The 15,366-nt window shown below is 40.7% G+C and carries 11 protein-coding genes and 1 pseudogene; 2 read left to right on the top strand and 10 right to left on the bottom strand.

Annotated elements, in window-relative coordinates:
* The 5 genes from argF to DVW06_RS02315 form a co-directional block, all read right to left on the bottom strand.
* A complete protein-coding gene (gene argF / locus DVW06_RS02335) occupies positions 1-1,023 on the bottom strand; it encodes an ornithine carbamoyltransferase (RefSeq protein WP_171917423.1) in 1,023 nt (340 codons plus the stop codon).
* 51 nt (positions 1,024-1,074) lie between these two features.
* Entirely contained in the window at positions 1,075-2,298 is a 1,224-nt protein-coding gene (gene arcA, locus DVW06_RS02330; protein ID WP_029486596.1) for an arginine deiminase, read from the bottom strand.
* A 42-nt stretch (positions 2,299-2,340) separates the two neighbouring features.
* Positions 2,341-3,456 carry an aminotransferase gene (locus DVW06_RS02325; protein WP_021150069.1) on the bottom strand — a complete coding sequence of 372 codons (1,116 nt, stop codon included), beginning with the start codon at positions 3,454-3,456 and terminating at the stop codon, positions 2,341-2,343.
* Between the two features lie 11 nt (positions 3,457-3,467).
* Positions 3,468-4,880 (bottom strand): arginine-ornithine antiporter, encoded by a 1,413-nt coding sequence (gene arcD / locus DVW06_RS02320; protein ID WP_003126013.1) that lies wholly within the window; start codon positions 4,878-4,880, stop codon positions 3,468-3,470.
* A 558-nt stretch (positions 4,881-5,438) separates the two neighbouring features.
* A complete protein-coding gene (locus DVW06_RS02315) occupies positions 5,439-6,500 on the bottom strand; it encodes an LCP family protein (RefSeq protein WP_137264366.1) in 1,062 nt (353 codons plus the stop codon).
* A 414-nt stretch (positions 6,501-6,914) separates the two neighbouring features.
* Between DVW06_RS02315 and DVW06_RS02310 the strand changes: the two genes are divergently transcribed.
* Complete coding sequence (locus DVW06_RS02310) at positions 6,915-8,639, top strand: ABC transporter ATP-binding protein (RefSeq protein ID WP_003126011.1); 1,725 nt, start codon at positions 6,915-6,917, stop codon at positions 8,637-8,639.
* Positions 8,636-10,390 carry an ABC transporter ATP-binding protein gene (locus tag DVW06_RS02305; RefSeq protein ID WP_005470912.1) on the top strand — a complete coding sequence of 585 codons (1,755 nt, stop codon included), beginning with the start codon at positions 8,636-8,638 and terminating at the stop codon, positions 10,388-10,390. Before DVW06_RS02310 ends, DVW06_RS02305 begins: the two co-directional genes overlap by 4 nt.
* A 78-nt stretch (positions 10,391-10,468) precedes the next feature.
* On the opposite strand, the gene DVW06_RS02300 is transcribed toward DVW06_RS02305, so the two are convergent.
* The 5 genes and pseudogenes from DVW06_RS02300 to DVW06_RS02280 all read right to left on the bottom strand — a co-directional run bounded on the left by DVW06_RS02300 (position 10,469) and on the right by DVW06_RS02280 (position 15,232).
* Positions 10,469-10,741 carry a GNAT family N-acetyltransferase gene (locus tag DVW06_RS02300; RefSeq protein WP_003126008.1) on the bottom strand — a complete coding sequence of 91 codons (273 nt, stop codon included), beginning with the start codon at positions 10,739-10,741 and terminating at the stop codon, positions 10,469-10,471.
* Positions 10,741-10,968 (bottom strand): annotated as a pseudogene (locus DVW06_RS02295) ((4Fe-4S)-binding protein). The gene DVW06_RS02300 and the pseudogene DVW06_RS02295 overlap by 1 nt, the downstream one beginning before the upstream one ends.
* Positions 10,969-11,323: 355 nt before the next feature.
* The gene (locus tag DVW06_RS02290; protein WP_131732058.1) at positions 11,324-13,513 is read right to left on the bottom strand and encodes an alpha-galactosidase; all 2,190 of its coding nucleotides are present in this window, start codon (positions 13,511-13,513) and stop codon (positions 11,324-11,326) included.
* 25 nt (positions 13,514-13,538) lie between these two features.
* Entirely contained in the window at positions 13,539-14,360 is an 822-nt protein-coding gene (locus DVW06_RS02285; RefSeq protein WP_137264365.1) for a carbohydrate ABC transporter permease, read from the bottom strand.
* Complete coding sequence (locus DVW06_RS02280) at positions 14,357-15,232, bottom strand: carbohydrate ABC transporter permease (protein ID WP_021150076.1); 876 nt, start codon at positions 15,230-15,232, stop codon at positions 14,357-14,359. The genes DVW06_RS02285 and DVW06_RS02280 overlap by 4 nt, the downstream gene beginning before the upstream one ends.
* Positions 15,233-15,366: the final 134 nt, after the last annotated feature.

The raw sequence follows: 15,366 nt of genomic DNA, 5'->3' as shown, positions 1-15,366 counted from the left end.
TCACACTCTTGGAATAAATAGATTTCCTAAAGTAGCGGCCATGATTGCTTTGATCGAATGCATCCGATTTTCAGCCTCTTCAAATTGACGGCCATATTTGCTGCGGAAGACTTCATCAGTGATCTCCATTTCTTTGATCCCGAATTCTTCTTCGATTTTCTTTCCGTAGACAGTATTCGTATCATGGAAGGCAGGCAAGCAATGTAAAACAATCAAGCGGTCGTCTGGTGTACCTGTCGCTTTGATCAAATCCATATTGATTTGATAGTCTTTTAGCAAATTGACCCGTTCGGTGAACTTGTCTTCTTCACCCATTGATACCCACACGTCCGTATAAAGGACATTCGCACCACGAACACCTTCAGCAGTGTCATCTGTGATCATCAATTGGCTGCCAGATTCTTTGGCAAATTCATTGGCATAACGAACGACGTCGTCTTCTGGGAATAAGGATTTAGGTGCGCAGATTCGAACATTGACCCCAAGAATCGCACCAGTAACTAACAAGCTATTCGCCATATTGTTACGGCCATCTCCCACATACACCAACGTGATGTCTTTCAACGTGCCAAAGTTCTCTTTGATCGTCATGAAATCAGCGATCATTTGGGTTGGATGCCATTCATCTGTTAATCCGTTCCATACAGGAACACCAGAATACTTCGCTAAATCTTCGACGACTTGCTGGCTGAAGCCGCGGAATTCGATTCCGTCAAACATACTGCCTAACACTTTAGCGGTGTCTTCTACAGATTCTTTTTTACCTAGCTGAATGTCATTGGCGCCCAAGAATTCTGGGTGAGCACCTAGATCGATGGCAGCTGTCGTAAAGGCCGCCCGTGTCCGAGTCGATGTTTTTTCAAAGAGCAAGGCAATATTTTTTCCTTCTAAATAGCGGTGCGGGATATTTTTTTTCTTGAGCCCTTTTAAGTGAATCGAAAAGTCAATCAGATACTCGATTTCTTCTTTCGTAAAATCTTTTTCTGCTAATAAACTTCTTCCTTGAAATACTTGTTCCATTATTCATTCCTCCTATGATACCGTTAGTCTTTATTTTTGTAAATTTCAGGTTGCTCAAAGATCTTCTCTGATAAATGGCATGCTCATACAACGAGGGCCGCCACGTCCGCGAACGAGTTCACTTCCTGGGATGTAATTAAGTTTGACCCCTGCTTCGACTAGTTTTTCATTCGTAATCAAGTTCCGGTCATAGACGACTACTTCTCCTGGTGCAATCGTCAACGTGTTCGAACCATCATTCCATTGTTCTCTGGCAGCTGCTGTGATATCTCCACCTCCGCAACGAATGAGTTCCACTGCATCTAAATCAAGATAGCGGCAAAGAATCCGTTCCAATGTTTCTTTTTCTTCATAGATCTTGATTTGGTCATTTTGTTTGGAGATGGAATAAACCGTTAACTCGCCTTCGATTTCCGGATGGATAGTGAACTTGTCATAATCCACCATTGTAAAGACCGTATCCAAATGCATGAATTTACGCTCTTCACCGATATTGAAAGCTAGCACATGTTCAAAAGTCGGTTCTTTCTCAAATAATTTTTTCGCCAATTTTTCAATTGAAGCGACATCTGTACGTTGTGAAATCCCAACAGCTAACACTTTTGATGACAAGACTAATTCATCGCCACCTTCGATTCGTGTGGATTCATCCCGATTGTATAAAAGATGCTCGGCTTCTTTTTTGAAAATTGGATGATAGTTAAAGATATATTTGCCGTACAATGTTTCTCTTCGTCTCGTTTCTGAATACATTCGGTTCAAGGAAACACTATTTCCGATCGTAGCAAATGGATCGCGGGTAAAGTACAAGTTCGGCATTGGATCGATCAGAAACGGATACTGATCGTCTACAAGATCGGTCAGATTCTGATGGCCAGCGATCTTCATTTCATTTTTTCTCAATCCTGCCATCGTTCGGTCGATCAGTTCACGATTATCAGAGATCGATAGTAAATATTCTTCAATCACTTTGCGGGTGTTTTCACTTTGGATGTTTGCTTCCTGCAAGTACTCTGCAACAAATTGTTCCTTGAGTCCTGTAGAGGTCAAAGATTCAGCTGCTAAATCTTCCAAATAAAGCACATCAACCCCTTTATTTCGCAATGTTTCGGCAAAGAAATCATGTTCTTTTTGCGCTTGCTGTAAAAAAGGAATATCATCAAACAGCAATTGTTCCAAATAATCCGGCATTAAATTTTCCAATTCTTTTCCTGGACGATGAAGCATCACTTGTTTTAATCGTCCAATCTCTGAAAAAACGTGAATAGGTTCATTCATTTTTTCATCCTCCTCATTCCTATACAATTTGTTTCCCGTTTTCTATGAAACTTTTTTTAAATAGTCTGAGAGTAATCTCAAACCAGTTTCTAGCGTCTCTTTCTTACAGCAATAACCTAAGCGGGCGTGCCCTGGTACCCCAAAAGCTGTTCCCGGAACAAGCAAGACCCCAGTTTCTTCTAATAGATCCACACAGAATTGATAGTCCTCTTGTTGGATCTTCAACTTGATAAATGCCGTAGAAACATAATGGGGAACGATTAATTCCACTTTCGGTTCTTGGTCTACCCACTGCTTGACGATGGCAAGATTCTCTGCGACGATTTTCTTGTTTCGTGCGATAATCTGCTCTTTGTTTTCCAATACTTGAATCGCTATTTCATCAGCGATAACACCGCCACAAATCATCGTATAATCTCGGTATTTACGAAAATGTTCCGTGAGTTCTTCACTAGCGGCAGTCCAACCGATACGAATACCTGGCGTTGAGTAGGTTTTTGACAAAGAGTTGGTAGCAATTCCCTTCTCATAGCAATCGACGATGGAACAAAATGTGCCTTCTTCTGTTAATGGTGCATAGACTTCGTCTACTAAAATGTAGGCATCCGCTTCTTTAGCGATGGCGACAATCTGCTGTAATTGCTCTTGATCAAATAGCGTACCGGTGGGGTTATTCGCGTTATTTAAGCAGATCATTTTTGTTTCAGGTTTCACTTTGGCTTTCAAAACTGCTAGATCAAGCTGCCAGTTTGCTTGATTTAATTCAACAAAGTCTACTTCTGCCCCAAATGCTTTTGGCAAATCATAGAGTTGCTGATACGTTGGCCGCATGGAGACAACATGATCCCCGCTTTCGATCAAAGCGAATAGTGCCAGGAAATTTGCTCCTGTAGCTCCGTTTGTCTGTAAAATATTCGCTGGTGTCATGTGTTGGTATAATGAAGCGACGAGTTCTTTGAATCGATCCGATCCTTCGATCCAGCCATAATCTAAAGGCTGCTGCGCGACACGTTTCAAAAAATCTGTACTCGTTTTGCCACTGAAGGCCATGATTTCCTCTAGCGTCAGTGCTTCGATAGAACTTTGGGCAATGTCATAGGTTGCTTTTTTCTCCCAGATATTCAACCATTCCTCGACACCAAAATTAGCAATATCCATAATCAACCCCCTTATACTGAGATCATTCCAGTAGCGATTGCTACGATCGACAATACTGCTGCTAAACTGACCACAGCCATGACCATTTTTTGCCTATTGCTGATTTGATAGTTGTTCTCTTTACATGCCCGTAAGTAGAAATAGAATCCTGGTAAATAGGCGATGCTGCATAAGAGAACATAGGCAAAGCCTGCTAATGTGATCCCAATGATCTGAAAGGCCGTTGCGACTGCACCAATAAACAATTGTTTATTGTCTTTTTGCTGATAGGAATAAATCATTTGATAGATCCCCACGAGCAAGTAACAAATCAAAATCGCTGCGGTACACATTGAATAAGCAAATTGATACGCGTAATCGGTCACAAGGAACGTTAACAAGAACACGTTCGTCAATGCAGCAGTGATAAACAATGAATAACTTGGTGCTTGTTTTCGATTGACCTTGCCCCAACTTTTTGGCAGCATCCCATCGCGGGACATCAATAAGGTTGTTTCTACTGGTAACATCGTCCATGACAGCCAGCAACCAATGATGGAAATGATCAGACCGATATTGATAAAGGCTGCACCCCACTCTCCAACCATATAGCGCAAAATGTTGGCCATTGCTGGTTGTGGTAACGCCATCAATTCAGCTTGCGACATGACGCCGTATGGCAATAAGGAAGCTAGCACATAGATGACTAGTAAGGAAAGCAAACCGATGACTGATGCTTTTTGGGCATCCGACCGTTTTTCCGCACGATTGGCTAAAACACTTGCCCCTTCAATCCCAACAAAGACCCACATCATCACCATTAGACAACCTTTGATCTGTGACCAGAGACTGACAGAAGCACCACTTTGTAGTGAGCTGCTGACATTTCCCCAGAAATCTGCTGAGAAAATATCGACATGAAAACTAACCAGTGCGATAACCATAAATAAAAACAAAGGAACTAATTTACAGATCGTAACAATTGTGTTGATAAATGAAGCGCTCTCAATTCCGTTATTCACCAGAAAGGTCAATACCCAAATAAAAACACTTGCTAGTAAGATTGACGGAATGTTTTGTCCTCCCTTGAATGCGGGTATAAATTCACCAATTGCACTCATGAGCATTGTCGCAAAGGCGACGTTTCCCAGCCAGGCAGAGAGCCAATAGCCCCAGCCACTGATAAAACCTCCTAATTTCCCAAATGCCGCTTCTGCATACCCAAAAATACCGCCGTCTAAATCTGGTCGTTTGGCGCCTAAATTATTCAATGATAAAACTAATGCAAGAATGCCAATTCCGACGATGATCCAGGCGATGATTGCAGGTCCAGGAGCAGCGGACATCGCTAAGTCATTCGTGATACCGAAGATTCCACTACCAATGGATGAACTGACTACTAAGGCAATCAAGCCGATTTTACTGATTCCTCTTTTCTTTTCCATTGTTCTCCAACTTTCTTTAGTATTGTGTAGTAACTTGCATAAATCCCACTTGCAAAAAAAATCACAAAAAGCATTAAAACCAATCTAGCTAAATGAAATACTCTCTCGCCTCTTTCCTTTTATTTATTGATTTTTTCAGCTGAAATCAATCACTCTTCTTCCTGATAAATAACAATTATTTATCAGGTACATGTATATGATAACGAGTTAAAAACGCTTACATTGTAGTTCAGTTATCATTTCCAATGCCAAAAAATTGGCATTATTCATCCGTAATGAATAATCGCTTTTATCCTCTTTTTTTACCCATTTTTTTCTCCTCTAGCTCATAATCATTCAGATATTTTTTTCTAAGAATTTCATTAGAAAAATTGAATAGTGTCTATTTTTTGAAGAAAATCAATCAATTTCGAGCGAAAGAAAAAAGCAGCACACTACTCAAACATTCATGCATTTAATGTATACGGCCCCTTACAAGCGCTCTTACGGGGACAAAAAAAAGAAACGCCGCAGCGTTTCTTTTTTTATTATTTCCTATTATAAAAGAACATTACTTCATTAATAGTTGGTACTTGTCTCCGTAGTCGTCCCTTGATTTTCTGGTGTCATTTCATCTGATGTACCCAATGCTTTTAGCATATCATTACGGATCTCATTATAGGAGTAATCTTGAATATAAACGATTGATTGGCCATCATAAGATTCACCATCATACCATTCATAAGTATGTTTATCGATAGTAAAACCAGAAAGCATATTCCCAGCTAGTGAAACCAAGTCTTTAAACTTAAAGTTGGTATTGACATTGTCACTGACAGAGTCAAGAATCTCCTGATATTTTGTGACATTATTGATTTTCAATGCTTGACTAATGGCTGCTTCAATGACTTCTTGCTGCCGATTGCCACGGTCCACGTCAGTATCCATTTTACGGATTCGAGCAAAAATCAATGCTTGCTCTCCATTCAACGACTGTCGGCCCTTTGGAATCAGTGTTTTACCAGAATTGTCCGAAGTATACTTTTCATTAATGTCATAAGGAACATCTACGGTAACACCGCCGATTGCATCAATGATCTTCTCAAAACTTGTAAAATTGATATTGACATAATAATCAATTGGCAAGTTCAAATAGTTTTGCACCGTTTCAATCGTTGCATCTTCCTCACCAATCGCAAATGCACTATTGATTTTTGCCGTGTTGACGACCGTCCCGTTTCCGGTACCATCGTAGATATTTGTCCAAATATCTCGAGGTAAACTCACCATGTCGATCTTTTTATTTTCGCCATCATAGACCATATAGATCAAACTGTCTGCTCGAGTCGTATCCAGATGCTCTTTCTTTTCTCGTTCAGCATCATTGTCGACCCCCATTAACAGGATCCCAAATTTAGAATCAACATTTGCTGATTTCAATGAATTGTCTTTTTCTTTATTGGATTTGATCACAGCGGATTCTTTAAACATTTTATCCACAGAATTTTTTGCAGCATAATACGTATATCCTGCAAATAAAAAGACTCCTGCAATCGCAAAAAGTACGACGCCTCCTATGATTCGGCGCTTATTACGAGCTTTGCGGGCCCGCTGTTTGCTAAATTTCGACTTTCTATCCATAGTGCCTCCTTCATGTTTCCTACTTCACTCTCCCCGATTGTACCAGATTTTGTTTTCGGCGCCTATTTTTTTAAGATATTTTATATTTTTGCTGTGAATTTTTATGCTAATGCAAATTTGTTCGAAAAAATTTTCCTATGATTTTTCCTTGAAAAAATCTAAAAAGATCATAGCCAAGTAAAGTATCATACGCAGTATTTATCGTATAATTATCAAAAAACTTGAAAACTAATTGTTTGTTTCTGAAATAAAAATGAAACTTTCTTTTCTTTCTTGATTGCTCCCCCTCAGTTTGGAACTATGGTAAGATATGCTAGAAACGAAAGATTTTTTATTCGTAAATTCACAGTGGAGAATTCCTCTCCTGATGCATTTTTTCTTTCATTGACTATTTTATTTTTACAGGAGGTTTTTATGATTGGATTATTACGCTATGCCAAAGACTATCGTAAGCAGATCGTCTTAGGTCCTTTTTTTAAGTTTTTAGAAGCTGTGTTTGAACTGGTTTTGCCACTCCAAATGGCTGCACTCGTGGACCAGGGAATTCGCCAAAACAATTGGTCGAAAGTAGTTGAAATGACCCTCTGGATGATTGCGATGTCCGTCATCGGGATGATCTGTGCGGTCATCTGTCAATACTATGCAGCCACTGCTTCTCAAGGTTTTGGCACGGAATTACGTAATACATTAATGAAAAAAATCAATTTGTTGTCCCACAATGAATTGAATCTATTTGGAACAGATACGTTGATCACTCGAATGACCAATGATATCAACCAAATGCAAGTTGCATTGGCTATGTTGATCCGTTTAGTCGTCAGAGCACCTTTTTTGAGTATTGGTTCAGTGATCATGGCGTTTGTCATCGATTGGCAAGCGGGCTTGATTTTCTTATGTGTGCTACCACTTTTTTGTATCATTTTATTTTGGATCATTAGCAAGACAGTGCCATTATATAAGAAAGTCCAGATCCGCTTGGACGAACTAAATGAACTAGTCAGCCAAAATTTGAGCGGTATTCGCGTGATTCGTGCTTTTGCTCGATCAAAAACTGAGACCAAACGTTTTGACCAAGCCACAGATGATTTGACCAATGTCTATATTCGTGTGACCAATCTTTCTGCATTATTGACCCCGGCTACAACCATGATTATGAACTTAGGAATTATTGCACTCTTTTACTTTGGCGGTTTCAAAGTGAACATCGGAAACTTGGAACAGGGGGAAGTACTGGCGTTGGTCAATTATATGAACCAAATGCTGTTGGCACTGATCGTTGTATCGAATCTCGTCATCATTTTTACTCGCGCTGCTGCTTCGGCTTCACGGATCAATGAAGTTCTTGATACAGAACCGTCGATTGATGATAGTTTATCTGAGGTTTTTATGGATCAACAAAAACAGGCAGGTGCCCTTCGTTTCGAACATGTGGACTTTCGCTTTTCACCTAACTATGGCTTAGCATTAAAAAATATCGATTTTGAGATTGCTCCTGGCACAACCTTGGGCATCACTGGTCCAACTGGCAGTGGGAAATCGACATTAACGCAACTGATCCCGCGTTTTTATGACACAGCTGCTGGTAAAGTGATCGTTGATGGACAGGATGTACGCAAGTGGCCGCTGAAACAATTAAGACAAAAAATTGCCATGGTTCCTCAAACGGCTGTTCTGTTCACTGGTACGATTCGTGAAAACTTACAATGGGGAAAAAAAGATGCGACAGACGAGGAATGCTGGCAAGCATTAGAGATCGCCCAAAGTCGCGACTTCGTCGAAGCACTACCGCAAAAGTTGGATACGCCGATTTTTGAAGGAGGCAAGAACTTTTCTGGTGGGCAAAAACAACGCTTAACGATTGCTCGAGCAATTATTGCTAAACCTGATATATTGATTTTGGATGATTCATTAAGTGCGCTAGATTACCAAACAGATCTGGATCTGCGGATGGCTTTAAAAGAAAAAATTCGCGGAACGATTATCATCATTTCTCAGCGTGTTCGTTCGATTCAAGATGCACAGCAGATCTTAGTGTTAGATCAGGGAAATCTAGTCGCCAAAGGCACCCATGACGAGTTGATGATCACTTCCAAAGCTTATCAAGAAATTGTGGCATCTCAAGAGGAGGAAGAAGAATGAAAAAGAAATCATTTGATTGGTCTGCCTTCCGCCGCTACCTCCCCTATCTCGCTGTGTATGCCAAAGAAACTTGGACTGCTGTCGTTTTAGGGATCGCTGCTGGCATCTCAACGGTTTTTATGACTTATGAAATAGGTCAGGCTGTCGATAAAATGATTGGTCCTAGCAAGGTTCATTTCGAAGAACTTTATCGCATTCTCGCGTTGTTTGGCGGTGTAGTGATCGTTACTGTTGTCAGTCAATGGCTGATCCAACGATTAGGGAATCGAGTGGCCTATCTGTCTGTCGCTGATCTGCGCAAAGAAGGTTTTGCTCATTTAAATACACTACCCTTACGTTATTACGATCAAACGTCTCACGGGAATATCGTCAGTCGTTTTACCAATGACATGGATAATATCTCAATTGCGGTTGCTGCTGTCTTCAACCAATTATTCTCCGGTATCTCTGTCGTGCTGATTGCCTTGGTAGTTATGGTTAAGATGAGTGTGCCACTGACTCTCGTCGTTCTTGTTTCAACACCGATCATCTTTTTAGTCAATTGGATCGTGGCACGAACATCACAAGCAGATTTTGCGCGTCAACAAGAGATCGTCGGTGAAATTTCTGGATTCGTTACCGAAATGATCGGCAATCAAAAAATTGTCAAAGCATTTGAACGAGAAGCAATCAACCAAGAACAGTTTGAAATGATCAATGACGAATTAAACCTTCGTGGCCGAAAAGCACAGTTTTCTTCCTCGTTGACCAATCCGCTTTCCCGTTTTGTTGACCATCTTTCCTATCTGTCTGTCGGCTTCGTCGGTGGTTTATTGTACTTTTCAGGCTCGGGGCTGGTAACAGTTGGGATGATTTCAAGCTTTACGATCTATTCTAGCCAATTTTCAAAACCATTTATTGAACTGTCAGGCATCACCACTCAGATTCAGACTGCATTAGCTGGTTTGGCACGAACCTTCCAGTTATTGGATCAAGTGCCAGAAAGTGCGGATGACACAGCAACACAAGCGATGAAGGAAATCAAAGGTAAAATCGACTTTGAAAATGTGGCTTTTGCTTATGATCCAGGACAAAAACTGATCGAAAACTTTTCTTTTACAGCTGAACCAGGTGAAACGGTGGCAATTGTCGGAAAGACTGGTGCCGGTAAATCGACACTAGTCAATTTGCTGATGCGTTTCTACGATGTTGATCAAGGAACTATCCGAGTAGACGGCGTCGATATTCGTCAATTGCAGCGAACAGCGTTACGAAAGAGTTTTGGTATGGTCCTTCAAGACACGTGGCTGTTCGATGCTTCTTTAAGAGAGAATCTCCAATATGGCAATGACACGGCTACCGATGAAGAAATATACGATGCTTTAAAAAATGCATATATGTATGAATACGTTATGCGGTTACCAGATAAATTGGATACGCCGATTGGGCAACAAGGCATCAAGATTTCCGATGGGCAGCGGCAATTACTGACCATTGCTCGTACTATGATCAGTAATCCCCCGATGCTGATCCTCGATGAAGCCACCAGTTCAGTCGATACACTGACAGAAAAGAAAATTCAGGATGCCTTTTTGAAAATGATGGAAGGAAAAACCAGTTTCGTCATTGCCCACCGCTTATCAACGATCCGTGCAGCTGATAAAATTTTGGTTATGGATGCCGGACAAATCGTCGAACAAGGTACTCATGAAGAATTGTTAGCGGAAAAAGGGTATTATTACCGTCTCTACCATGCTCAATTTCAACATTAACAGTCACATGTTGATAGATTAACGCTAAAAGAAGTGGTTCCCTAAAAGAACCACTTCTTTTTTTAAAATTGAGAATTGTTATTTACTCCAAACATCGCTATATTCCGGTTTACGTTCAAACTCTTTTTTTGCAAATGGACAGAGTGGAATGATTGTTTTCTTTTCTGCGCGCGCTTTTTCTACCCCTTTTGCCACTAACTTTTCTGCCAGTCCTTGACCACGATAGGCTGGATCGACAAATGTATGATCAATGATCATTCGTTTTGTTCCTGCATTCGACCAAGTCATTTCGCCGATCTCTTTCTCGCCGTCTAATAAGGCAAAACGATTTTTTTCTTCCTTGATTTCCATTAGTTTTCTCCCCTTTGAATAAATTTTAATGCGCCGCTTGGACAAGATTGGTTCACTTGAGCAACTTGTTCTTTTTGAGCATTATCGGGAATGACCCACGGTCGACGTCCTACCTCAAAAACAGTTGGATTACCTCAAACACACTTCCCACTGTGAATACAAATGTCTTTGTGAGAATAAACATCGAATGCTGAGCCATGATATTTGCGATACCCATCAGCAAGCAACTGTTCCTCTGCGTGTTCTTTTAAGTGCTCTGTCGTTGTTTTCCCTCCGTCACTGCTTGACTTTTATTGACCCCCTTCATCATAAGCTAAATCAACAAAAAAATAAAACAATCGCCATTTATACGTAAAAGATTTAGCAGAAAAAACAACTCTAATAGAAAAAACTGCAACATAAGCACTTCAACAAACAAACGATCCGAAGATACATCGAATCCTCTCTTCAATCCGATCCTCGTCCCTAGTCACAGAGAGAAGAATTCTTTCTCAAGTCCAGTTTGGATCATTTCGTCTGCTTTTGCTTCTGTTACAGCTCTATTCGTTTGATTTCATTTGATAGTGATTACTGAAAAGAACCTTAGTCATTATTGATCGCTGTTAGATGAACCATTTGTGTTGCATAGTCGCCGGATAAAGCAGGATCAATATAGAAACCGATCTGCATCAATTCATCGCCGCCGATTTTATATCCCCCCATTTGATACACTGTATCTGCCGCTAATCCCGCCAATTTGAGAGTGATTAGCGGTGCAGATGCTTCGGCTAATACACGGAAATAGAAAACAATCGCTTCTTGTTTATCTTCAGAAACGTACATCCACGCAGTATCATTTCCTGCAAAAGGACTCAACAAGCGAATAAACGTGCCATATTGGAAGAGTTGTCGATGTTTTTTATAAAAGGCAACTTGCTCTTTGATGGCTGCTTTTTCTTCATCGGTCACTGTCGACAAATCCAGCTCATAGCCCAAGACACCAGACATTGCAACGTTTCCGCGGATCGCTAAGTCAGTGATCCGCTGTGTTTGATGGTTAGGCACTGCTGAAACATGCGAACCCATGCTAGAAGCCGGGTATGACAGGCTGGTTCCATATTGGATTTTCAAACGGGCTATCGCATCGGTATTATCACTCGTCCATATCTGCGGCATGTAATACAAGAAACCTGCATCAAAACGACCACCCCCGCCAGAACATCCTTCAAACAAAATAGTGGGATGAGCAGCTGTCAATCGTTCTAAAAAGTCATACAGACCTAAAATATAGCGATGGAACACCTCCCCTTGCTGGGTAGGATGTAACAACAATGAATAGACATCCGTCATGTTGCGATTCATGTCCCACTTAATATAATCAATGGGTACTTCGTTAAATAGAAGGGCTAACTGATCAAAAATATGTTTCCGAACATCTTCTCTAGAAAAGTCCAGTACAAACTGACTGCGACTTAATGCGGGAGAACGTCCAGGTACTTTTAAGGCCCACTCGGGGTGCTGACGATACAACTCGCTCACTTCTGAGATCATTTCCGGCTCTAACCAGAGACCGAATTTCAAACCCTTCTGATGGACTTTTTCCGCAAACCCTCGCAGACCAGAAGCTAACTTTCCTTCATTCTCATACCAGTCACCCAGAGAAGTCAAATCATTTTCTCGTGCACCAAACCAACCGTCATCCAAAACAAACAATTCAATTCCCAATGCCTTCGCTTCATCGACGATCTGCTCCAGTTTTTCTTCATCGAAATCAAAATAAGTGGCTTCCCAGTTATTGATCAACGTCGGACGTTCAGTCAGCTGATACTGTCCACGAATAAGATGACTATTATAAAAGCGATGATAGGTTTGTGACATTTGGTTGAGCCCTTGATTACTATAAACTGTAACCACTTCTGGTGATTGGAAGCTTTCCTGAGGTGGTACTGTCCAGGCAAATCGATAACTACTGATGCCCATGATGAGCCGCGTTTGATCATAAGGATCTTTTTCGATAATCGTTTCGTGATTGCCGCTATACAGTAAACTAACGCCATAACATTCTCCCGAGAATTCTGTTGTAGCGGGATCTGCCAAAATAACAAAAGGATTCTGTTGATGGCTGCTGGAACCTCGCTTGCTGTCCAATTTCTTGATACCTGTCTGAACTGGTTCTCGACTGATTTGCCGTTCTTTCGCCCATGCACCATTCAATTGGATCAAATCAAGCGGCCGGTTGGGAAAATCCAGTGATTGACTGGCTAGTTGATGGATAACGATTGGTTCAAGACCGTCATTTTTTAAGGCACTTGAACGAATGATTGCTGATGTATCAGTAAAAATACTATAATTCAAAACCAATTCAAGCGCGGCAACTTCATCTCGCAATATGATTTGCAACGTTTCGATTTCTTGCGGAGCACCGTGAGTTTGAGGCAACCCCGCAAGTGCTGGTTTGCCTTGACTGATTTCATGGCTTTGATAGATAAAATGCGCAATATGACTGCCATTTGGCAGTTGGATATCATATGCCGCTTCACGAAAATCACCGAACCCATTCCCAGGAAATTCCATCATCAGCGTATCCAGCGAGAATAAGCGATCCTTGCTGCCTGCTGGATTCGGCGAAAAAGAACGATCTAATCGCGGGTAACGATAATGGCCAGAATAATGGGTAATTTTCTTTCCAAAGTAGATATGCGCTAAATTTCCACCTTCTTCGATCTGCATCACATAACTGATTTTGTTGTTGCTTAAATGAAAAATTTGGTTTTTTTTATCAAAATGGATCATTTCATTTCCTCGTTTTCTCTTTTCTTTACTTCACAGAACCTAACATGCCTTGTACGAATTGTTTTTGTAATACGAAAAAGATAATCGCTGTTGGCAAAGTGGCGATCACGATCCCGCACATCATCATGCCGTAATCCAGTGTATAGGAAGCCCCCATCGCAGATAAAACCAACGGAACTGTCCGTTTATCCGGTGATTGCAAGGCAACTAATGGCCACAGGTAGTTGTTCCAGCTATTCATAAAGGTAATGATCGCTGCTGCTGCATACGTATTTTTAGCAGTAGGCATATAGACTCGGAAGAAAATACTTAACTCATTCAGCCCATCAATGCGAGCTGCTTCTACTAATTCTTTAGGGAAAGCTTTGATATTTTGGCGGAAAAAGAAAATCAGGAACGCTGTACAAACAGAAGGTAAAATGACCACTGCAAAAGTATTGATTCCGATTGGGGTTCCGCTAAGCTGACTAAACATGCGGTATAACGGAATCATCAAAGCCGCAAAAGGAACCATCATCGATAAGAGTAAAATATTGAAAATGCGATCTTTTGTTTTGGTTCGATAGATCTCAAACCCATAGCCCGCCATGGAAGAAAACAGCAACGCGAAGACGGTCGTAATGACCGCAATCACTGCAGAGTTGCCCAAAGCACAAGTAAAGTTCAGTTCAGAAGCAAATAAATTTTGGAAATTGATCACCAGCTGATCACCGATCATGATTTTTCCTGCCACAATGTCAAAGGTTTGATTGGTCATTCCCAATACCATCCAGACAAATGGAAAGACGGAAATAAAGGCCAAAAGACCTAAGAAAAGATACTTTAAGCTTAAAGAGAGTGTTTTCAATTTTCTTTCCCTCCTAATTTTGTTTGGATGACGGATAAGACCACAATAGCGATCACGATCACAAAGGATACTGCCGCCGCATAGCCAAAGTTCGGGGTGAATTTATAACTTAAATTATAAATGTACTGCGAGAGCGTGGTGGTTGCATTGGCAGGTCCCCCACCTGTAATATTTTGTACTTCGTCAAATAGTTGCAATGTTCCGATCGTTGAAGTAATTGTCGTGAATAAAATGATTGGCCGCAAATTAGGAATAGTTATCTTGAAAAGTTGATCCCATTTAGTCGCACCATCAATTTCAGCAGCTTCATAGATGCTAGGATCAATGTTTTGCATACCAGAAATAAAGAAAATCATATTATAGCCTGTCCAGCGCCAAGTAATGGCAAAAATAATCAAGACTTTTGCCCAGAAAGGATCCGTTAGCCATTGAATCGGCACCTCAATCAAATGAATTTGCATTAAAAAATTATTGACTAACCCATTCGCTGAGAATAAACTTTTCATGATCAACGAGTAAGAGACCAATGAAGTGATACAAGGTAAAAACAAGGCCGTTCGGAAAAGTCCTTTGAATTTTAATTTTTTGTCATTTAGTATGTTCGAGACGATCAAAGCCAAAAACAGCATGATCGGTACTTGGATCAATAAGTATAAAAATGTATTACCAAAAGCTTTCTTAAAGGTTGAGTCACTCAGCATCCGCTGATAGTTTCCCAAACCGTTGAATGACATCGTTGTCGGCGGTCCCGACTGGAAAGACGTAAAAAGAGCTGAAATCATAGGAACAAATACTAATAGTGTAATCAAGATCACAGGCAAAGAAATAAACGCGTTTCCATTCGCAAACCAATTTTTCGATTTATTTTTCATGGTGATTCCTCCTTCAAACGACACTATGGCACCAATCTAATGACTATACGAACGATTGCTGCTTAACAATCTCCTCTAATGGGAAATTATTGGTACCAGCAGCTATCGTTCGTATCTGATTTGTTGATTATGAA

It is taken from the genome of Enterococcus sp. ARL09-542, from assembly GCF_005234805.1.
Classification (GTDB): Bacteria; Bacillota; Bacilli; order Lactobacillales; family Enterococcaceae; genus Enterococcus_D; species Enterococcus_D gallinarum.
This window is presented reverse-complemented; position numbering and strand designations above follow the sequence as displayed.

Bases quoted from the DNA above. Each gene is read 5' to 3' on its own strand.
- DVW06_RS02305 (WP_005470912.1), top strand. From the start codon at position 8,636: ATGAAAAAGAAATCATTTGATTGGTCTGCCTTCCGCCGCTACCTCCCC.
- DVW06_RS02315 (WP_137264366.1), bottom strand. From the start codon at position 6,500: ATGGATAGAAAGTCGAAATTTAGCAAACAGCGGGCCCGCAAAGCTCGT.
- DVW06_RS02325 (WP_021150069.1), bottom strand. From the start codon at position 3,456: ATGGATATTGCTAATTTTGGTGTCGAGGAATGGTTGAATATCTGGGAG.
- arcA (WP_029486596.1), bottom strand. From the start codon at position 2,298: ATGAATGAACCTATTCACGTTTTTTCAGAGATTGGACGATTAAAACAA.
- DVW06_RS02290 (WP_131732058.1), bottom strand. From the start codon at position 13,513: ATGATCCATTTTGATAAAAAAAACCAAATTTTTCATTTAAGCAACAAC.
- arcD (WP_003126013.1), bottom strand. From the start codon at position 4,880: ATGGAAAAGAAAAGAGGAATCAGTAAAATCGGCTTGATTGCCTTAGTA.
- DVW06_RS02280 (WP_021150076.1), bottom strand. From the start codon at position 15,232: ATGAAAAATAAATCGAAAAATTGGTTTGCGAATGGAAACGCGTTTATT.
- DVW06_RS02310 (WP_003126011.1), top strand. From the start codon at position 6,915: ATGATTGGATTATTACGCTATGCCAAAGACTATCGTAAGCAGATCGTC.
- DVW06_RS02300 (WP_003126008.1), bottom strand. From the start codon at position 10,741: ATGGAAATCAAGGAAGAAAAAAATCGTTTTGCCTTATTAGACGGCGAG.